Below are 20,955 nucleotides of genomic sequence, written 5' to 3'. Positions count from 1 at the left end.
AAAAAGGTTATTATGACTATTACACATAAGAGAGAGGTTTCATTGAATGAAAAATACTCAACCAATCGTGATTGGTGTTACTGGTGGTTCCGGCAGTGGGAAAACTAGTGTCAGTCGAGCAATCTTCAATCATTTTCCCAACCATTCTATCATGATGCTAGAACAAGATTCTTATTACAAAGATCAAAGTCATTTAAGTTTTGAAGAAAGGTTAGCAACTAATTACGATCATCCCTTTGCATTTGATACAGACTTGCTGATCAAACATTTACAACAACTGATTAATTATGAGACGATTGAAAAACCAGTCTATGATTATGTCGCACATACACGGAGTTCGGACATTATTATTCAAGAACCGAAAGAAGTTATTATCTTAGAAGGAATTCTGATTTTGGAAGATGCCCGTTTAAGAGAATTGATGGATATTAAATTATATGTGGATACAGATGATGATATCCGTATCATCAGAAGAATCAAACGTGATATGGAAGAGCGCGGAAGAACCTTGGATTCTGTTATTGAACAGTATTTGACTGTGGTCAAACCGATGTACCATCAATTTATTGAGCCAACGAAACGATATGCGGATGTGATTGTTCCAGAAGGTGGAGAAAATCATGTAGCAATTGATTTGATTACGACTAAAGTGGCAAGTATTTTACATGAAATATAGGTAGATAGAAGATTAAAAAACACCCACTGGACTTGGTTTTATCAAGTTCCTCGGGTGCTTTTTTTGTTATTTTATCTTAGTTGTTGAAAAGGAAACATAGACAAATCATTCTTAGGTATAGTATCTTATGAGATAACTATTGACAAGAAAATCAGAAACTTTGGAAGGAACGTATGTGGATGAGAATTTTGATTATTGAAGACAATCGCGAATTAGCTGCCTCGGTAAAAAAGGGATTAGAACAGGAAAGTTTCTCAGTGGATCTAGCTTTTTCTGGTATTGAGGGAGAAGAAAAAGCGTATGTAAACTCATACGATGCCATTTTATTGGATTTGAATTTACCCGATAAGGATGGACTCTCTATTTTAAACTTTTTAAGAGAATCAAGTATAAACAGTCCAATCATTATTATTACAGCCAGAGATGAAATCGAAGAAAGAGCAAAAGGACTTGATTTTGGCGCAGATGATTATTTAGTAAAGCCTTTTGAATTAATAGAATTAGTTGCCCGCATTCGTGCGGTTATTCGGCGTTTTCATGGTCGTTCGCAACCCCATATCCAAATCAATCAATTGATGATCGATCCAGTGAAGCGTTTTGTTTGCTATAAAGATATAGAAGTAGTATTAAAACCAAAAGAATTTGACATTTTATTGTGCATCGCGCAACAGTATCCAGCCGTTGTTTCGACAGAGGAGATAGCTGAACATGTGTATGATGAAAATTTTGATCCATTTTCTTCTGTGTTAAGAGTTCATCTTGCACGATTAAAAAAACAGCTTGCCAAAGCCTCCGGAAAAGAATTACTAAAAACGATTAGAGCGAAAGGATATCAAATATGCGAATAAATTTAAAAATTAGTTTAACCGTCTTGACGTTTGCATTTTTTGTTATTTTGATTATCAGTGGTGGTTTTTTTGTATTGAAAAGTAACTGGAGTTCATTAAATGTAGGTCAGTCGATCGGCTCTGCTGTTTATGTAGTGAATGATGCAAATAAGACGATAACTCAACCAACAGCAACAGTTGAACTTAAAGCATCTGAATTGGTCAGTACACAAGCATTAGACGATATTTATTTAAACAGCTTATTGAAGTATTTACCGATGATTATTTTAGTGGTTTGTTCGGCTATTTTAGTTCTGACAATGACTTTGTGGGTTGTTTTACGACGGATTTATACGAAGCAAATGGTTTCAATCATTCATGATTTGCAGTTTTTAGAAAATTTTTCAGAAGAAAAAGTCGAAGATAAGTCTGTTGCTAAAGCATTTAAACAACTAAAGGATAAACTTGATGGAAATCTAAATGATTATAAGAGACTTAGTAGTTACCTAACGCACGAACAAAAAAATGCTATCGCCATTTTAAGAGCTGATTTAGAACTAAAGCAAAATGAAACGGGCAATCTGCATATACTAGATCGTTTGACGGATAGTATCGATGATATTTTAACACTTTCAAACAGTACGGAAGAAGTGATGAGTGAAAGGGTAGATGTTTCATTGATTTGTGCAGAAGTTTGCGATACATATCGTAAAACTTATCCTAATTTGACTTTTTCTTTTGACGAAATCGAGTCAACTCTGATTTTAGGTAAAAACCGCTGGATTTATCGCGCAGTCTCAAATTTAGTGGATAATGCAATCAAATATGGCGACAGCAAGCCTATTGAAGTTTCGGTCAATAATCAAAAAGGCAGTATCATCGTTGAGATCAAAGACCATGGCAAAGGAATTGATCCTGCAGTTCATGCCACTATTTTTAATCATAATTATCGAATCAACGGGTTAAAACAAGATGGCTACGGTATTGGTTTATCCGTCGTTTCTCATGTTTGTGACTTATGTAAAGGGTTTGTGTATGTTGAAAGTAAAAAGGATCAAGGGTCTACTTTCTATCTATCATTTCCACAAATTGCTGAAAGTTAACATTCAGTTAACAATTGATTTGGTATTGTAGGAGCAAGAAAGGAGGAGAGTAAGAACATGTTCGTCTTTAAACATGCTTTCTTAAATCTTAGAAGTCATTTTTGGAATTATTTACTAGTTGGTATCATTTTATTTCTTTTGTTTTTAGGTTCAATGGTGACAAATACCATGTATCTCTCTGCTAAACTGTTCGTAAAAAATTACAGTAAGCAGTTTACGACACTAGTAACGATTCTTGAACCAGATTTAAGTAATTTACCGCATGAAAAAAAAATAACAAAAGAACAGTATCTCAAATTTGAAGAATCGAAGTATGTAAATGGCATACAGATGGTAGCAGGTGCTCCAATTTCATTTGAAACATTAAAAACATTAAAAACGCCAAGTCCACTTCAATTTCAAAAATTGGAAGGCGACGAGTTTGAGAAAAGTTATTATGAATCGGTCGCTAATTGGTTAGGGATTGAAGACCTTGCTGAAGAACTTTCAAAAAGTAGCATGGAAATCAGTGCAGGGAGCACAGATCTTAAAATAAATGAATGTTTGATCAGCAATGAGTTTGCTCAGCTGAACCAGCTTAAAATAGGCGATTCAATTCAAGTAACAGTGGTAGGAAATAATCAAATGAAGAAGGAAACGTTGGTTATTGCTGGGATGTACCAGCCTAAGAATAAAACCAAATCCAGTGGGGCTAGTGAACCGATAATGCAGGAAAATGATGTTTTTACAACCTGGGAAACGTTGCAGACTGTAGAAAATTTTAATCGTTTAGGATACAGCAGTGTAACGTATGAATTAGCAAACATGGACAATTTTGATGCTTTTCTTAAAGAAATTCAAGCAAAAGGTCTGCCTAGTGAGTATCAGGTCATGACAAATGAAGCAAACATGAATATACTCTTAAATCCAGTTAACGGACTAGGAGCTTTAGCTGGCACCATTTTGCTAGGGTTACTGATATTCGGTAATTTTGGGTTGGTATTATTCTCAATTCGAACGTTTAAACAAAAACAAACAGAAGTTTGTGTGATGCGGAATATTGGAATCACCAAAAAGCAGTTGATCAGTAGTCGATTGATCGAAATGTTTGCTGTGACAATCGTTAGTTTTAGTTTATCTTTCGTGATGGCAAGTCGGATCGTACAACCAATCGCTGATTGGCAACTAAAAAGTCAAAAACTACTGCTGGGAAATGTTGACCAACTGTTTAGCATCATGGGAACTGGAGAAGCAGAAGCTATTACATCGATTCCGATGACGATCAACAATCACTCTCTGATTATGATGATTGGAATTGCCTGTCTATTCTTGATTACAATCACATCCGTCGAAAGTTATAAGATTTTCAAATTTGAACCAATTGAATTTTTGTTAGAAAGGAACATAAGCGAATCATGATTCTCTCTCTTAAAAATATAGTATATACGCATAAAAAAACCAAAGTGACTGTATTAGATGATGTGACGATTGATTTTTCATTGGGGAGGGTTTATGGCATTTTAGGAAAAAGCGGAGTAGGAAAAACCGCATTACTTGCATTGAGTGCTGGAATAGATTCAGTTGATTCAGGTGAAATCCTTTTTAAAAATAAAAACCTTGATAAAATCGATCGAGATAATTATCGTCAACAGGAAGTAGGAACAATTTTTCAACAGTATAATCTACTCCCAAATGAAACAGCTTTGACGACTCTAAAATTGTCTACACTCAATTCTCGTAGACAAGGAAATGACCATTTATATGAAGCTTTGAAAAAAGTGGGAATCGATAAAAAACTGTCAAACCAAAAAATAAAAAAATTATCTAATTCTAATCAACAACGTGTTTATTTAGCCAAAGCAATAATTAATGATCCAGAGATTGTCATAATTGACGAGCCTGTGGCGTCATTAAGTGAACTTTCACTAAAAATGGTCATGGAGTACATACGTATATACGCAAAAAATGAAAAAAAGTGTATCATCATCAGCTCACAATCAAAAGTGATTGCTGAATACGTTGATGAATTATGGGGATTGAATGGTGGGAAACTATCATTTATCAAAGACAATGTTGAAAATAAAAAACTTTAGAGTAAATCAAGGGTTGTTGCAGACTCGATGGAATAGTGTAATGATGGCTTCTTAAGAATTTTTTTCATTGTTTTTAAGTAGGAAGGAAGAGTTTATGAACTATTGGAATCGAGCATTGTGCAGTGTTACAAGGAGAAAAGGGAAATCAATTATTTTATTTGCTGTTATTTTTATATTAGGAAATGTGATTGCAGGGTCTATCGCAATTCAGCAATCGACTGCAAATGTTGAAAAGAAAATCAAACATGACTTAGGAGCTACAGTGAGTGTCGAGTTAGATTATCAAAAGATGATGGATGAGGGACAATCTTTTTCACCCTCCGCATTAAAAGTTGATGACGTTAAAAAATTGGGTAAGTCAACGTACGTGAAAGAATTTGACTATAATGTGCAAACCAATTTTTTTGTAAAAAAAATCAAAACCTATGAAATGGAGAACAGTGCAACAATGGGCGGAATGCCTGAAATGCTGAGCCTTAAAGGGAACAATTTACTAGAACCATTGGATTTCAAAGATAAAAAAGTCAATTTGGTTGAAGGGCGAACATTCAAGCAAGATGAAATTAATAATGGTAAAGATGTTGCGATCATTTCCAAAAAACTAGCGGAAGCAAATGGTTTCAACGTTGGGGACAAAGTTGTCTTAGATAGCTCAATTATGGATTATAAACAAGATGGCTCGATGGAAGAGTTAGCGAGTCTAGACCATCCAGTAGAGATTATTGGCATATTCGAACCGACAAGTATTGAAAAGAAAAAGTCGGATGGAAAAGATCAAAAAGGGGTCCAAGAGCAATTTATGGAAACCGAGCAATTCAATACGGTTTATATGCCAAATGATGCAGTGATGAATATTAATAAAGTAGAATTTGAAAAAGGAAAATCAGTGTTACCAGATCGTTATAAAAAATCCGATGGAACAGATATGACGCAAGAAGACATGAATCAAATCACGCCTGTATATGTGTTGAAGACTCCAGAAGATGTCGAAGCGTTCAAAGAAGAAGCAAAATCGATGATACCAGAAGGATATAAGTTAACAGCTTCAACCGATCAGTATGATCAAGTTGGCGGTACATTCAAAAAAATGTCACAAATTTCTGGTTATGTAGTATTTTTAGCAATTGGTGCAACTCTATTAATCATTTCATTGGTAGTTATTCTCTTTTTACGTGACCGCAAGCATGAACTGGGTATTTATCTATCGTTGGGGGAAACAAGAGCAAAGGTCATGCAACAGATCCTAATTGAATTGTTGTTGATCAGTCTAGTGGCGATGTGCTTATCTTTGATTACAGGGAATATTCTTGGGAAAATGGTCTCAGAGTCTTTGATTGCCAGCGATGCATTTTCGCAAACTGGAGATACGGCAAGTAATGGTAGTGCGATGATGCTCGGAGGTACTGGAGCGAGTATGCCAACGTTAACAACAGAAGACGTTACTAGTGCGTATGAAGTGAAATTCTCAATTAGCTATATCGTGACATTCTTGATTGCAGGATTGAGCACGGTTCTATTATCTGCGATTTTGCCTTTGACCTATGTCTTACGGTTGAATCCAAAGAAAATCATGATGTAGGAGGAAACCAATATGACAATATTACAAACAAAAAACGTCAGCTACTTTTATCAAGATGGAGACAAGCGACGAATGATTTTACAAGATACATCGATCAATTTTGAACAAGGGCAATTTTATACGATCTTAGGCCAATCTGGTTCAGGAAAAACAACTTTTCTTTCTTTAATCAGTGCGTTAGATGAACCAAAATCTGGCGAAGTTTTATACAAAGGTCAGAACATCAAAAAAATTGGATTGGAAAAGTATCGCAGAGATGATATCAGTATCATCTTTCAAAGTTACAATTTGGTTCCTTATTTAACGGCTTTAGAAAATGTTCTAGTGGCGATGTCAATCACGGATAATGATATGCCTAAAGATAATCGTGAAGTAGCGTATAATTTATTGGATTATATTGGTATCAATAAAGCGAAAGCAGATCGCTTGGTAGGACAATTATCAGGTGGGGAACAGCAACGTGTGGCGATTGCAAGAGCCTTAGCAACGAATGTCGATATTATTCTGGCTGATGAACCGACAGGGAATCTGGATGAAGGAATGGAGCAAGAAATCGTAGATATCTTTAAAGATTTGGCTGAAACGCATAATAAATGTGTGATTGTCGTTACCCATTCTAATGAAATAGCAAAACAATCAGATAAAACTTATTTTCTTAAGCAAGGTGAGTTGATGTTGAATGAGTGATTTTTTATCTAATTTCAATAAATCGAATTACGATGATACGAAAGAAAAAAAGTTTCGGGCAGAAACTGACAAAGAAGAACAAACAAAACAGGAATCAACAGAATCTTCATTAGATAAATCGTTCACTGAAGGAACGAGTGGACCGCAAACCAAGATTGGACCAGTCGATGCGGCTGATCTGAAAGCTGCTAACTCGTCTTCTTCTTTTGAAACTGAACAAGAAGCAACTTCTCAAACGAGAAGAAATCAGCTAGATGATGGAACAGAAATAGACCCGACCTATCATAAGAAAAGGAGACAAAAATTTTTACTGATAGGAATGGGGACTGTTGTAGCAATTTGTATTCTGTACTTTGGTTACTATCAAATAACACATGTTGCGCTTCCAGATTTTTCTGGAAAGGATTTAGCCGAAGTGCGAACTTGGGCAACTGAAAATAAAGTGAAATTAAAAGTGGATCAAACATACAGTGAGAAGATAGAAGCGAATAAAGTAATTTCGCAAAAAGTAAAAAAAGGCAGCAAAATCAAAAAAGGTGCTGAATTAACAGTTGAATCAAGTATAGGCGCAGATCCCGAAGAAAAATTGAACTTGCCTGATTTTATGACAATGAAAAAAGCAGACGTGGAAAAATGGATTAAGGATAACAAAGCAGATAATGTATCTCTTATAGATGAATATAGTGATACCTTAGAAAAAGGGAAGCCCGCTCGCTTTGAAATCGTCAATAAAGAAGTAACAAAAGAAAATTACAAACGCAAAGATAAAGCCAACATGTACTACTCTAAGGGCAAAGAAACCTTTGAAAAAAATATTTCGGTTCCTGATTTTACGAAAAAAATGAAGTCGGAAGTTGAGAGTTGGGCCAAAACCAATGATATAAAAGTAACATATGAAGAAGCTAGTTCGGCAGAAATTCCAGCAGAAAGCATTATTTCTCAAAGTATTGCTAAAGATCAAAAAGTTGCTAAAAAAGACAGTTTGACTGTGAGAGTATCGTTAGGTAAAGGGTATAGTGTCCCAAATTTTTCCGACTATACACAAGAAGAAGCGGGAACCGCTGTTGATGGATTAACTGTCCAAGCTAAAAGTGTTTTTACAAATAACATACCATACGGTCAGTTGATCTCTCAAAGCGTTGAAGCGGGAACTCAACTGACAAGTAAAGATGATTTAAAAGTAAAAGTCTATTACTCTGCAGGTCAGCCCTATATTAAAGATTTAAGAGGGAATACATTAGAGGGAGACTTACAAAAACAGTTTTATGATGAGTTTCAATCAAAAGGCGCGAATATTCAATACACAGTTAGATATGTCGATTCTGCTGAGACAAAAGGAACAGTTGTGGGCATGAGTGCGTATAATTTATATGTCCCATTGGATTATACTGTAACGTTGGATATCAGCTTAGGTAATTTATCAGGAGCATCAAACTACACTCCAAAATCCTCAGAAAAGAATTCTGATAATGAAACTAACACAAAAGATGCGCCACAATAAAATAGTAAAAACTAGAGAAATCAGGAAAGCAACGTATCCTGGTTTCTTTTTTAGTAAAATGAGGATGAGAAATAAGTAAAAAAACAATGAGGTTTTTTTGTTAAGAGAATAGATGGATAAAGAGAATATTTTTTTTAGATTGGTTTATTCGGATGTAAATTTTTTATTTTATAGAAACATAAAAATATAAAAAAATTTTTTTGTGTAAAAATTTATTATTAATTTCAGTTGAAATGCTAAAAAAACATTGTATTGAATAACTTTTAGTTCAATTATTAGTTATATAAATGTATATTTGTGCTATTTTCAAGATAAATGGAGCCTATTTAAAATGTGATTTAATGGATAATATATGTTTTATTAGAAATAGGCATTTCATTTTTTTCTCTCATGAAATCCACTTTTTTTAAGAGTTTATCAAAGTTTTCAAGGGTTGGCACAAAATATTGAAAAATTTTACTATAAAAGCATGATATAATTTACAAAGAAGAAGTTTTTGTGAGTTAGGGGTGATTAAAGTATTATGATGCGAAGGGGAGAAATCTTTTATGCAAATCTCTCACCAGTTGTTGGTTCAGAGCAAGGAGGAATTAGACCAGTATTGATTATTCAAAATAACAAAGGAAATTTATTTAGTCCGACGTTGATTGTTGCGCCTATTACTAGGAATGTAAATAAGAAGATGCAGCCAACACAAGTCAAGGTGGATATACCCCATGACGATCGAATGACACCGTCGTTGGTATTACTAGAACAAATCCGAACACTGGATAAAGAACGAATTCTTCACAAAATTTGTCAGTTGCAAGAAGACGATATGCTAAAAGTCAACCAAGCACTGAAAATAAGTATTGGTATTCGTTAATTGGGGAGTAGTACATAGGTAAAGATATACATAAATATTCGTAACATCGGATTGAAAAATTAGGGTAGTAATTAGGCCAAATTGATTAGCGAGTATGCTTTTTTGACGATGAAGTATAAGCCGCTTCTGATCCTATCGTTAATACGGATTCTAAGTGATTGAGATATGACTCGAAGAGTTATATCCCAATCACTATTTCTTTTTATTCTAGTTTAGTGGGTAGAAAGAAAGGAGAATCCTTTTGAAGTTTTTAGGTTTACTCGCTATAGTATAAATAAAGGAGTTGATGAAGGTGCAAAAAATCCGTTATGGAATTTTAAGTACAGCTCAAATCGTTCCCCGTTTTGTAGAAGGAATCAAAAAAAGTAGTATAGGGGAAGCTTCAGCAATTGCTTCAAGAAGCTTAGATAAAGCAGAGCAAATGGCAAAAGAATTGAATATACCTCAAGCATATGGCAGTTATGAAGAATTGTGTAAAGATGAGGGAATAGATATCATCTATGTAGCAACCTATAATCAAGGACATTATGAAGCAGCGAAAATGGCTTTGACCTATCACAAACATGTTTTAGTTGAAAAGCCATTTACGCTACAACTGAAACAAGCAGAAGAACTTTTTGATCTAGCAGAAAAAAACGGTTGTTTCTTGATGGAAGCACAAAAGGCTGTTTTTTTACCGATCAGTTTGCAAATAAAAAAAGCGATACAGCAGAATAAAATTGGCAAGATCCATTGGGTTCAATCTGTGACCTCTTATCCTAATGTTGACCATATTTCTTGGTTTCATTCATTAGAAGCTGGAGGAGGTACGTTACACGGATCAGGGAGTTATCCATTACAATACATGCAGTTTGTATTAGATCAGTCAATTGAAGAATATCATGGTAGTTCTACGAGAAAAAAAGGTGAAACGGACGACCAAGTAAATCTTTCATTGAAGTTTCACAGTCAAGTTTTAGCAAATATTTTTATTTCAGTAAAGATGGATATACCAAGTAAAATGATCATTTATGGTGAAAAAGGACATATCGAGATTCCAGTTTTCTGGAAGACCAAGCAGGCAACTATTTACTATGATGATGGGAGGCATGAAATATTGAATGGCTCGTTTGACAGTGAATTTGTTTTTGAAGTAGATCATGTCAATGATTGTCTCAAAAAACAGTTGGGAGAAAGTCCTGTTATGACGAAAAAAATGACATTAGATACTGTCCGAATAGTGAATCAACTTTATGCTGAATGGCTAAAAGAGGATGATAAGTTATAGAAGAAGTTGCAATCAACGTTGATCTATGTTAAAGTAATCCTCATGCGACGAGTTGACTCAATCAGATAGCTTCGGCTGTTCCGTTTTGACGGCTAGTGGTTGACAAAACAGCAGAGGCACATATGTTAAATCATACCTACCGGATGTAGGCGTGTCGGATAAATATTTTTGTGGAGAAGATTTTATCTATTTATTTTTATAAATACTGCGGCAAAAAAGAAGACTTCGGTCTTCTTTTTTGTTTTGAATCAAAGGAAAATATCTTGCTATATTGTTTCAAAACATAATATACCAAGAAGTATAGAGACGAAATGAACAGATACTTTCATGTAGAGGTAGTTGTTCCAAATGAATCTTTTTAGCTGGAAGCCGATATGGGGATTCTGTTATCTATTCCTATTTGATAAAATTGAAACGTTCTTTGGTGCAAAAAGTATTCAATAATGGATACTTTTTATTGCACTAAGGGGGAATGCCCAAGAACTCCTGTATTTCGAGTAGAATAAGTGCATAAAATAACGTTTTTTTGATTACAAATTTTCCAAATAAAATAGTATACTAATAAAGTTGCACTTGTGTAAGTGCAACTTTTTTGTGTTGTTATGCAATAAAAATCAAGCTATAGTTCAAGTGTAAGGGAAAGAAAGTTGGTGAGTAGGATGTCACTGCACTTATCAAAAAGAGAAATAAAAATTTTGTTATTGCTTTTAGATTTAGAAGACAGTGTGACAACAAAAGAATTGGCTGAAACCTTCCATGTTAGTGTTCGGACGATCAAATACGATTTAGATAATGTTCGGGATTGGTTTAAAGAACAAAATGTTGTATTGCAAACACGTCGTAACAAAGGCATTTGGTTAGAGATACCTGATTCGGAACGATTAACTTTGAAAAATGAAATTATTGAAGTAGAGCGGTTTGAAACGTATCCTGATCAAGAGCTGCGAGTAAATCAATTGATTTTTCGTTTACTTTTAGCAGAGAAGTCATTAACGTCGCAGGAGTTAGCAGATGATTTGCAAGTTAGTCGAAATACAATCGTCAGTGACTTAGATCGTGTGGAAGAATTGATTCAAGTTTATAGTCTTGCCTTAACACGTCAAAGCCGTCAAGGATTTTCAATCACAGGAGAAGAAAGTAAGATTCGTTTGTTGATGGAATACATTACGCAAAAAGAAATAACTGAATATGATATGTATCAAATCATGAGCTACTTTGTTCAATCAGGGCAACAGAAGAAAATGCAAGAAGTTCATGTTGGAGTCAATACGATTTTTCAAAAAATTTATCAAGTTGCTTTAAAAGAAATGACGAACCTCTTAGATCCATCATTATTTGATCAATTTAATTATGCTGAGATTCTTTCGATTACTTTGCGCGTTGCAATCGCAGCTTCTAGAATGCAATTGCATCATACTGTTGGCGGTTATAAGATGCTGACAAATCAAAAGGTACTTCAGCAAAAACAGGAATTACCGTTTTTATTAATGAAAAAAGTATTTGATCACTATGAGTTGCCACTTTTGGCAGATGAGTATCTTTACATTTACAGTGATGTATTTGTGGCAAATAATCAACAAGACATTGTTGGTTTGACAGAGGAATTGATTAAAGATGTATCGGAAGAAATCAATTTTCCTTTTTATCGAGATCGACAATTGTTTACGAATTTGTTTGCTCATTTATCTTTACGTTTAACCAAAAAGCATCTTTTTATTAATGAATATAATCCTTTTGTTGATGATATCAAGGCAAAGTATCCACAATTATTTTCAGCTATCCAGCTTGCTAGTCAGAGTGACATTGTTGGATCTGCATTGTTGATTAATGATTCTTTTATTGCATACATTGCGCTGCACTTTCTAGTTGCTTACGAAAAAAATCTCCATGAAGTCAATGTGGTACGAATTGTTTATGTTTGTTCAACTGGATTAGGCGTAACAAGTTTGATCGAACAAAAAATTCTGGAAGAAGTGTCAAATGTTGAAATCGCAGGATTTGCGTCAGTGTTGAATGCAGTAGATGTGATAGAAGAAAAAAATCCGGATTTGGTTTTGAGTATTTTTCCTATTGAAATTATTAATCGACCGTTCATCAAAGTAAACCCTTTGCCGACAACAGCTGATATTCATAGTATCCAAGAAGAGGTCAATAAAATTTTGACTCATACTCAGTCGGGTAAAGTTCCTCGTTTGATTCCTCGTCAGCAAATCAAGGAAAAGCAAGGGATCGAAGCTGAAAGTCGAGAGATAATCGTACGGACATATGTGATTTATGAAGAGCTACTCAAAGCCTTTGCGGGGAAATTGACGCAAGAATATAGAGAGGCTTTCTTACTACATGTTATGTTGATGGTTCACCGAATTACTTTTGATAGTCAGTACGAAAACGAGGGCAATATTGTAAAAGAAACATTATTAGCTCAGCAGGAATTAGTAGAACAAATCGAACGAATTTTTGCCAAAAATGATTTAATGGTCAATCAAGCAGAAATAACTGCTCTATTGAATTATATAAGGGAGGAGTAGCACGTATGAAGTTAAATGACGATGCTCAAAAAATAATTGATGAGAGTCCTAACAAAGTTGAGTTAGAAGCATCACTGGGGAAAATCAGCGAATTATTAGTGGCGCAATCGATTCAACCAACGGAATTACAATGGACGATTTTGATTAATCATGTCAATGAAATGATCAAGCGATCAAAAGCTGATGAAAAAATGGCTGGTGTTGATCCAGTGATGTTTGAAGAAGTTTCTAAAGAAGCATTAATGATTGCTGATAAGGTCGTTCAGCATATTGGAAATCTGCCAAAAGATGAAATGTATGTTTTATCTATTCATTTTGAAGCGGCAAGACAAAACGAAGTGTAGGAAGAAAGAGTTGAAGTATTAATTATCAACTTTTAAATAAAAAATTGGAGGAATTATACATGATAACAGTAGTAATCGCAGATCGTTTAGGGAAAGGACAAAACGTTGCAAAAGGAGTAGAGGCCGCAGGAGGAAAAGCTGTTGTTGTTCCTGGAATGGGCGCAGACATGCGTTTAGGAGATGTGATGCAACAAGAAAATGCTGATTTAGGGATTTCATTTTGTGGAAGCGGTGGTGCAGGTGCATTAACGGCTGCTACAAAATATGGTTATCCAGAACGTCATGGTATGCGTTCAATCGATGAAGGTGTGACAGCTATCAATGATGGTAAAACGGTTTTAGGTTTTGGTTTTATGGATCAAGAGGAATTAGGTAAACGTATTGTGGAAGCTTATATGAAAAAGAATGGCTAATCAATAGAACTACCTAGCTTTACGGGCTATATATAATTGCATCGATTCATACAGAGCAAAAACGCTAAGGATTGAAGGGATTCGGAAAAAGATTGAATATGTCAGCAATCAAAAGTGTCACAGTCATATTTCCAGATTTTTCAGTCAGAGCTAATCAAGCCCGCTCAGATTTTACATTACGGGGAGGAAAGTCCATTGGAAAAAGTAACGAAGAAACAACGTCAGATCATTCAAGTTGAAGGAACTGGGAAAGAAAAAAATCTGGCGTTTGCTAATGCATTGAATCAAATCCATAATCGTGTGTTGAAAGAAAAAAGTGATGTGATTGTGCGGATTGAACCTCTAGATATCCAGATTGTTAAAGCAGAGCAAGAAACATTCACAGAACGATTTTTATTTTTCTTCTTACCTCGTACACGTGCAGATTATCGTGTGTTGTTAGATGTTGAAGTAGAGATCACGCTGATTGAAATGGAGACGATCCCATTTGTGGAAAAAAGAGTTACCGATCCAAATGGTCTTCCTCTTCCTTTTGGAAAGAAAAAAAGAATGCATAAGGAGGCAAATTAAATGGACGTTTTAGTTGTTTTACTCAAGTCACTATTGATTGGGGGAGTTGTTGGATTTGCAGCAGGAGCAGGAGCTGCAAGAATGTTCCACGCACCAAGTACACAAGGTCTAGGTGCTTTTAGAACACTAGGTGAAATGAATGCTTGTGAAGGAGATGCGGCAAGTCACTTTTCGTTTGGATTAGGGTTCTTCTTTAATGCTTGGGCCTCAACAGTTGGAGCAGGGGCTTTTACGCAAGATGTGGATCACCGCGTCATTCCTAACTGGGCTGCAGCTGCATTATTAGTAAAAAATAAAAACGTTGCTGAAACCATGCATAATCCTAAAAAAATGGGGATTTCAGGTGCGATTGTAGGAATGCTAGTCGTCGCTTTCTTAAATACGACCGCTTCAGCCATTCCAGAGTCATTACAAGTAACGGCTATAGCTGTTTTAGTACCAGCAGCAAATTTATTGATCAACACTGTGATGCCAGTACTATTTTGGTTGGCGGCAATCGATGCAGGAAAACGTTCAGGACTATGGGCAACGATTTTTGGAGGACTTGCAACAATGATCATGGGAAATGCAGTTCCAGGTGTTGTGCTAGGGATTTTAATTGGTAAAGGCGTGGATGAAATCGGCTGGAATAAAGTGACTAAAAGTATGATGGCAGCAGTTATTTTATTATTTGTATTTAGTGCCTTTTTCCGTGGCTTTGATTTACAAATGATCGAAAGCTTCCGATTGCAAATTCCAGGTTGGCTACAAAATATGCATGATGTTTTCAGCATTGGCAAATAGTTAAATAGAAAGTGAGGATCTGTAATGGATGAAATAGTAGAGTTAGAAAAAAAGAATTTTTGGTTTGCTGACTGGTCATTTCCGATTTTAGTTGGCTTATTGTCTGCAGGTGTCTTTGCGGGAACACATATGTATATTGAACATGGTGTTGGAGCATTTAATGAAGTGGCAATTGTTGCAATGTTGAAAGCTGGAATGGACGGTGGTTCATATGGTGCGGCTGCTGCATTTGGTGCAAGTTTTTTATTTGCACGTATTTTAGAAGGTTCACTCGTAGGGATTTTGGATATTGGTGGTGCGATTTTAACTGGGGTTGGGATTGGTGTTCCCGCGATTCTTTTAAGTATGGGCATTACGGCTCCGGTTGAAAATTTTGGTCTTTCATTGTTAACAGGAATGGTTCTTGGTCTGATCATTGGCGGAATTATTATTATGATTCGTAAATTTACAATCAATCAGTCAAATTCTACTTTTGGGGCAGATGTCATGATGGGAGCAGGAAATGCCTCTGGTCGTTTCTTAGGTCCTCTGATTATCATTAGTGCATGTGGCGCTTCTGCACCTATAGGTATTGGTTCAATTATTGGTGCCGTGATTTTTTATGTATGGAAAAAACCAATTGCTGGTGGTGCGATTTTAGGCGCAATGATCTTTGGTGCAATATTCCCAGTTGATTTACCTAGTTAAAGTTTCTTGAAATTGCACTTTTCTTTTTGAAAACCGTTTACATTATAATGTTACCATGTTATTATGAGTGGGAAATAATTTTGATTTTTTATTCATAATAATTTTTGAACGGAGGACAAAAGAAATGAATGGTTTTGTGCAGTGGATGGAAGTAAAATTGATGCCTATTGCGAATAAATTTGGTTCGCAACGGCATATGACAGCAATTAGAAAGGGTCTTATCGCAACGATGCCTTTGACGATCGTGGGAGCCTTTTTTACAGTATTTCAGAATATTCCAATTGATGCGTACATGAAATTTATTGAGCCGTATCAAGCTGTTTTGGATATTCCATCGCGATATACAATGGGGATCTTAGCTCTTTATGCAACATTTGGTATCGCTTCTTCATTAGCTACAAGTTATAAGTTAGATTCATTAACTTGTGGGATTTTAGCAGTTATGGCTTTTTTAGTAACAGCAGCACCCCCAACACGTGTTTTTGAAGATGTGAACGATGTTATTGGTGCGGGTCGTTATATTAATTTAGCTAATATTGGTTCTGCTTCATTATTTGGAGCGATTGTGACAGCGCTTGTTTCTGTCGAAATCTACCGTTTCTTTATTCAAAAAGATATTACGATAAAAATGCCTGATGGTGTTCCACCAGAAGTGTCTAACTCGTTCATCGCTTTGATTCCAGGAGCTGTGATTTTGTTATTATTCTGGGTGATTCGCCATGTTATTGGCTTTGATTTAAATGGATTTTTAAGTACATTGTTAATGCCATTGAAAGATACTTTAGCAGGAAACAGCTTGTTTGGCGGATTGCTTACAGTCTTCTTGATTTGTTTCTTCTGGGTTTTGGGGATTCACGGACCGGCCATTATGGGTCCTGTTATCAGACCGTTTTGGGATATGTCAATTGCTGAAAACACACTTGCTTTTCAAGAAGGTGCTTCAGTTCATAATTTACCAAATATTTTCACTGAACAATTTTTACAATGGTTTATTTGGATTGGCGGCGCAGGTACTACTTTAGCTTTAGTCGTTTTAATGATGTTCTCTAAATCAACATACTTGAAAAGTTTAGGACGTTTGTCCTTCTTGCCAGGATTATTTAATATTAATGAACCTGTGATTTTTGGTACACCGATTGTAATGAACCCAATATTGGGAATTCCTTTTATCGTGGCGCCATTGATCACAACAACGTTTTCTTACTTCTTAACTGTTACGAATGTAATTCCGATGATGGCCGCGCGCTTACCATTTGCCATACCAGCACCGATAGCTGCTTGGATGAGTACAAACTGGAGCGTTCCAGCAGCACTACTTGTCTGTGTCAATTTCGCGATTACTTTGGCGATTTATTACCCATTCTTCAAAGTATATGAAAAACAACAACTAGACAAAGAAGCTGAGGAGTTGGCAGCTGAGCAAAAAGCAAAAGCAGCTGCTTAATTGAGATAGAGAGGGAGGGGAGTAGATTTACTGCCCCTCTTTGGTGATTAAGATCATGATAATTTGGTTCATTGTATTTTTTATTTTTAGTCAAGTAATGATTGAAAGAAAGTGGCTGCCTGCAAAATTTATGGAGTTACGATTACTACATCTCTGTTTTGCTTCGATTGGGTTGATTTTCTTATCGATTGTGATGGGGATTGTAGTTAAACAACCTCTATTCATAGTGGGGACCGTAACTATTTTTTGCAGTTCAATACTGTCTTTTAAATATCGTAATAAATTCGACCATATAAAGCGAGGGTAAAATCAATGAAAAGAGCATTAGGTGTATCTGTTTATCCAGATCATAGTGATATAGAAAAAGATAAAGCGTATCTAAAAAAGGCTAGTGAATGTGGATTTTCACGAATTTTTATGAGTATGCTAGAAGTAACAGAAGGTAAGGAAGTAGTCAAAGAAAAATTCAAATCATTGATTTCTTATGCGAAAGACTTAGGTTATGAAACGATTTTAGATGTAGCACCGAACATTTTTGATGAATTACAAATCTCATATGATGACTTAACATTCTTTTATGAGACGGGAGCAGACGGGATTCGTTTAGATGTTGGGTTTGATGGGAATAAAGAAGCGAAGTTGACCTTTAATCCATTCGAGTTAGCGATTGAATTAAATATGAGTAATGATGTGGCGTATCTGGATAACATTTTAACTTATGAAGCAAATGTTCCGTTTCTTTATGGATGTCATAATTTTTATCCACAAGAAGGAACAGCATTACCATATGATTTCTTTGAGCGTTGCAGTATTCGATTTAAAAAACATGGGATTCGGACAGCAGCATTTATCAATTCGCAATCGGGCAAGATTGGTCCTTGGGATGTTAATGATGGTCTGCCAACGCTTGAAATGCATCGTCATTTACCAGTTGATGTTCAAACAAAACATTTATTTGCAACGGGTTTGATTGATGACGTGATTATTGGGAATGCATATGCATCAGATGAAGAGTTAGAATTATTAGGAAGCTTAAATCGCTACCAACTTGAACTAGCAGTTGAATTTACTGAACAGGCAAGCAAAGTTGAAAAAGAAATCGTGTTGACGGAACAACACTTCCGTCGTGGAGATATCACTGACCAAGTGGTTCGTTCAACTGAAGTTCGTAAAAAATACAAAGGTGAAGCCAATCCAGCGCATGACAATACACAAGAATTTCAAGTGGGTGATGTTGTGATCGGCAATGATGCATTCGGGAAATACAAAAATGAGCTACAAATTGTTTTACAGCCGCATTCAGATAATCGTAAAAACAAAGTAGGTCAAATAACAGAGAAAGAATTGTTGTTGTTGGATTTTGTAAAACCCTGGACAAAATTTAGATTTAAAGAAAAGTAGGGGATAAAATGAGTTACGACTTAATTATAAAAAACGGGAGAACCATTGAAGGTAAACCAATAGAAATAGCAATCAATGCTGGGAGAATCGCAAAAGTTGCGGATAAAATCGAAGCGGATGGAAAAGAATTGATTGAACTGTCAGCTGATACCTATCTATCAGCTGGTTGGATCGATGATCATGTTCACTGCTTTGAAAAAATGACGTTGTATTATGATTTTCCAGATGAAATTGGTGTGAAAAAAGGCGTAACAACAGTGATTGATGCAGGAACGACAGGTGCTGAAAATATTCATGAGTTTTATGATTTAGCCAAACAAGCAAAAACTAATGTGTATGCTTTAGTAAATATTTCGAAATGGGGTATTGTTGAACAAGATGAATTGGCGGATCTTAGTAAGGTAAAAGAAGAGCTCGTTCATAAAGCGCTGACTGAACTACCTGATTTTGTTGTAGGAATCAAGGCTCGTATGAGTAAAACCGTGATTGGTGACAACGGAATCACCCCTTTAGAAATGGCTAAGAACATCCAAAAAGCAAACAATGATTTGCCGCTTATGGTGCACATTGGATCAGCGCCCCCAGAGCTAGACGAAATCTTAGCTCATATGACGAAAGGTGATGTTTTAACTCATTGCTTCAATGGAAAACCAAATGGTATTTTGAATCAATCAACGAATAAAATTAAAGACTTTGTTTGGACCGCATATAATAAAGGTGTTGTGTTTGATATTGGTCATGGAACCGATAGTTTCAACTTCAGTGTTGCTGAAACAGCGTTAGCAGAAGGCATGAAAGCAACATCGATCAGTACCGATATTTATATTCGTAATCGTGAAAATGGCCCAGTACATGATTTAGCTACTACGATGGAAAAATTACGTGTGGTAGGCTATGAATGGCCAGAGATTATTGAAAAAGTAACAGCAGCTCCTGCTGAAAACTTCCGTTTCAATAGAAAAGGTCATTTAAAAGAAGGATATGACGGCGATATCACAATCTTTAAGATTGAAGACGGTCAAAAGACATTGACTGATTCAAACGGATTTACTAGAGAAGCAAAAGAATTGATCAAACCTGTAAAAACCATTATTGGAGGAACAGTTTATGACAATTAGCTATGAAAAATTCAACCTAAAAGAAGTCATCAATGCCTCAGGCAGAATGACGATTTTAGGCGTATCAAAAGTTTCTGAGAATGTCTTATCAGCGCAAAAATTTGGCGGTGAACATTTCTTTGAGATGAGTGAATTAAGTATTCAAACAGGAGCATATTTAGCTAAACTGTTAAAGGTTGAAGACGCGCAAGTCGTTTCTTCCGCATCTGCTGGTATCGCGCAAAGTGTGGCTGCTCTAATAGGCGAAGGCTCCGTTTATCATGCCTATCATCCTTACACAGATAAAGTAGTAAAACGTGAGATCATCTTACCCAAAGGCCATAATGTCGACTACGGTACACCAGTTGAAGTAATGGTGGAACAAGGTGGTGGACAAGTTGTGGAAGCAGGTTATGCCAATATGTGTACACCAGAACACATCGACATGATGGTCACTGATCAAACGGCGGCGATTCTTTACATCAAGAGCCATCACACGGTTCAAAAAAGTATGTTAAGTGTAGAAGAGACCGCACTTGTAGCCAAAAAATACAAACTCCCGTTGATCGTAGATGCCGCAGCGGAAGAAGACTTATTCAAGTACATCGAAGCAGGCGCGGACCTGGTGATCTATAGCGGTGCAAAAGCGATTGAAGGACCAAGTGCTGGGCTTGTGATCGGGAAAAAAGAGTATATTGAATGGATTCGCCTACAAGGAAAAGGTATTGGCCGTGCAATGAAAATCGGGAAAGACAACATTTTAGGTTTTACCCAAGCGGTGGAAGACTATGTGAAAAACGGCAGTGAAGCAGGCAATTCGATGCAAGCGAGATTAGCGCCGTTTATCGAGGGTCTGAATGCCATCCCAAATATCGAAGCCAAAGTCGTGCAAGACGGTGCAGGTCGAGAGATCTATCGTGCGAGTATTAAAATCAGTGGGGAAAAATCAGCCAAAGCAGTGATTCAAGAGCTAAGAGCTGAAAGTCCTGCAATCTATACCCGTGAATACCAAGCCAACAACGGCATTATCGAATTCGATATCCGTTCGGTCAATGAAGAAGAAATGAAGAAAATCGTGATTCGTTTAACTGAAATCATGAACTAAAAAAAC

At 36.0% G+C, this 20,955-nt stretch carries 20 protein-coding genes; all 20 read left to right on the top strand.

Annotation, left to right across the window (positions count from 1 at the left end; all coding sequences use genetic code 11):
• The first annotated feature begins 46 nt into the window (after positions 1-46).
• The 20 genes from udk to AC4BB5_RS15110 all read left to right on the top strand — a co-directional run bounded on the left by udk (position 47) and on the right by AC4BB5_RS15110 (position 20,949).
• Positions 47-676, top strand: a complete 630-nt coding sequence (udk, locus tag AC4BB5_RS15205; RefSeq protein WP_490456935.1) for a uridine kinase — start codon at positions 47-49, stop codon at positions 674-676.
• Between the two features lie 179 nt (positions 677-855).
• Entirely contained in the window at positions 856-1,524 is a 669-nt protein-coding gene (locus AC4BB5_RS15200; RefSeq protein WP_490459082.1) for a response regulator transcription factor, read from the top strand.
• The gene (locus tag AC4BB5_RS15195) at positions 1,515-2,606 is read left to right on the top strand and encodes a sensor histidine kinase (RefSeq protein WP_490456934.1); all 1,092 of its coding nucleotides are present in this window, start codon (positions 1,515-1,517) and stop codon (positions 2,604-2,606) included. Before AC4BB5_RS15200 ends, AC4BB5_RS15195 begins: the two co-directional genes overlap by 10 nt.
• Before the next feature lie 57 nt (positions 2,607-2,663).
• Entirely contained in the window at positions 2,664-4,004 is a 1,341-nt protein-coding gene (locus tag AC4BB5_RS15190) for an ABC transporter permease (RefSeq protein WP_490456933.1), read from the top strand.
• Complete coding sequence (locus AC4BB5_RS15185; protein ID WP_490456932.1) at positions 4,001-4,678, top strand: ATP-binding cassette domain-containing protein; 678 nt, start codon at positions 4,001-4,003, stop codon at positions 4,676-4,678. Before AC4BB5_RS15190 ends, AC4BB5_RS15185 begins: the two co-directional genes overlap by 4 nt.
• 94 nt (positions 4,679-4,772) lie before the next feature.
• The gene (locus tag AC4BB5_RS15180) at positions 4,773-6,257 is read left to right on the top strand and encodes an FtsX-like permease family protein (RefSeq protein WP_490456931.1); all 1,485 of its coding nucleotides are present in this window, start codon (positions 4,773-4,775) and stop codon (positions 6,255-6,257) included.
• 12 nt (positions 6,258-6,269) lie between these two features.
• Positions 6,270-6,944, top strand: a complete 675-nt coding sequence (locus tag AC4BB5_RS15175; RefSeq protein ID WP_207110865.1) for an ABC transporter ATP-binding protein — start codon at positions 6,270-6,272, stop codon at positions 6,942-6,944.
• Positions 6,937-8,445 carry a PASTA domain-containing protein gene (locus AC4BB5_RS15170; protein ID WP_490456930.1) on the top strand — a complete coding sequence of 503 codons (1,509 nt, stop codon included), beginning with the start codon at positions 6,937-6,939 and terminating at the stop codon, positions 8,443-8,445. The genes AC4BB5_RS15175 and AC4BB5_RS15170 overlap by 8 nt, the downstream gene beginning before the upstream one ends.
• A 523-nt stretch (positions 8,446-8,968) precedes the next feature.
• On the top strand, positions 8,969-9,310 hold the full coding sequence (locus AC4BB5_RS15165; protein WP_025873157.1) for a type II toxin-antitoxin system PemK/MazF family toxin: 342 nt from the start codon (positions 8,969-8,971) through the stop codon (positions 9,308-9,310).
• 292 nt (positions 9,311-9,602) lie between these two features.
• Positions 9,603-10,577, top strand: a complete 975-nt coding sequence (locus AC4BB5_RS15160; RefSeq protein WP_490456929.1) for a Gfo/Idh/MocA family protein — start codon at positions 9,603-9,605, stop codon at positions 10,575-10,577.
• A 659-nt stretch (positions 10,578-11,236) separates the two neighbouring features.
• Positions 11,237-13,105: a BglG family transcription antiterminator gene (locus tag AC4BB5_RS15155; RefSeq protein ID WP_490456928.1), complete on the top strand. Its 1,869-nt coding sequence runs from the start codon at positions 11,237-11,239 to the stop codon at positions 13,103-13,105.
• Positions 13,106-13,110: 5 nt separating this feature from the next.
• Positions 13,111-13,449: a PRD domain-containing protein gene (locus AC4BB5_RS15150; RefSeq protein ID WP_490456927.1), complete on the top strand. Its 339-nt coding sequence runs from the start codon at positions 13,111-13,113 to the stop codon at positions 13,447-13,449.
• 59 nt (positions 13,450-13,508) lie between these two features.
• Positions 13,509-13,862, top strand: coding sequence for a glycine-rich SFCGS family protein (locus tag AC4BB5_RS15145; protein WP_010771052.1), 354 nt, complete (start codon positions 13,509-13,511; stop codon positions 13,860-13,862).
• 195 nt (positions 13,863-14,057) lie between these two features.
• Entirely contained in the window at positions 14,058-14,432 is a 375-nt protein-coding gene (locus AC4BB5_RS15140) for a DUF4312 family protein (protein ID WP_490456926.1), read from the top strand.
• Entirely contained in the window at positions 14,433-15,215 is a 783-nt protein-coding gene (locus tag AC4BB5_RS15135) for a DUF4311 domain-containing protein (protein WP_490456925.1), read from the top strand.
• 24 nt (positions 15,216-15,239) lie between these two features.
• Positions 15,240-15,902: a DUF4310 family protein gene (locus AC4BB5_RS15130; RefSeq protein WP_010762578.1), complete on the top strand. Its 663-nt coding sequence runs from the start codon at positions 15,240-15,242 to the stop codon at positions 15,900-15,902.
• 124 nt (positions 15,903-16,026) lie between these two features.
• Positions 16,027-17,346: a PTS sugar transporter subunit IIC gene (locus tag AC4BB5_RS15125; RefSeq protein WP_490456924.1), complete on the top strand. Its 1,320-nt coding sequence runs from the start codon at positions 16,027-16,029 to the stop codon at positions 17,344-17,346.
• 312 nt (positions 17,347-17,658) lie between these two features.
• The gene (locus tag AC4BB5_RS15120) at positions 17,659-18,747 is read left to right on the top strand and encodes a DUF871 domain-containing protein (protein WP_490456923.1); all 1,089 of its coding nucleotides are present in this window, start codon (positions 17,659-17,661) and stop codon (positions 18,745-18,747) included.
• 8 nt (positions 18,748-18,755) lie between these two features.
• On the top strand, positions 18,756-19,865 hold the full coding sequence (locus tag AC4BB5_RS15115) for an amidohydrolase/deacetylase family metallohydrolase (RefSeq protein ID WP_490456922.1): 1,110 nt from the start codon (positions 18,756-18,758) through the stop codon (positions 19,863-19,865).
• On the top strand, positions 19,855-20,949 hold the full coding sequence (locus AC4BB5_RS15110) for a DgaE family pyridoxal phosphate-dependent ammonia lyase (protein WP_490456921.1): 1,095 nt from the start codon (positions 19,855-19,857) through the stop codon (positions 20,947-20,949). Before AC4BB5_RS15115 ends, AC4BB5_RS15110 begins: the two co-directional genes overlap by 11 nt.
• The last annotated feature ends 6 nt before the right edge of the window (positions 20,950-20,955 follow it).

This window comes from Enterococcus sp. AMC1252, from assembly GCF_058216515.1.
The sequence above is the reverse complement of the archived record's forward strand: the minus strand, read 5'-3'. Positions and strand labels throughout refer to the sequence as shown.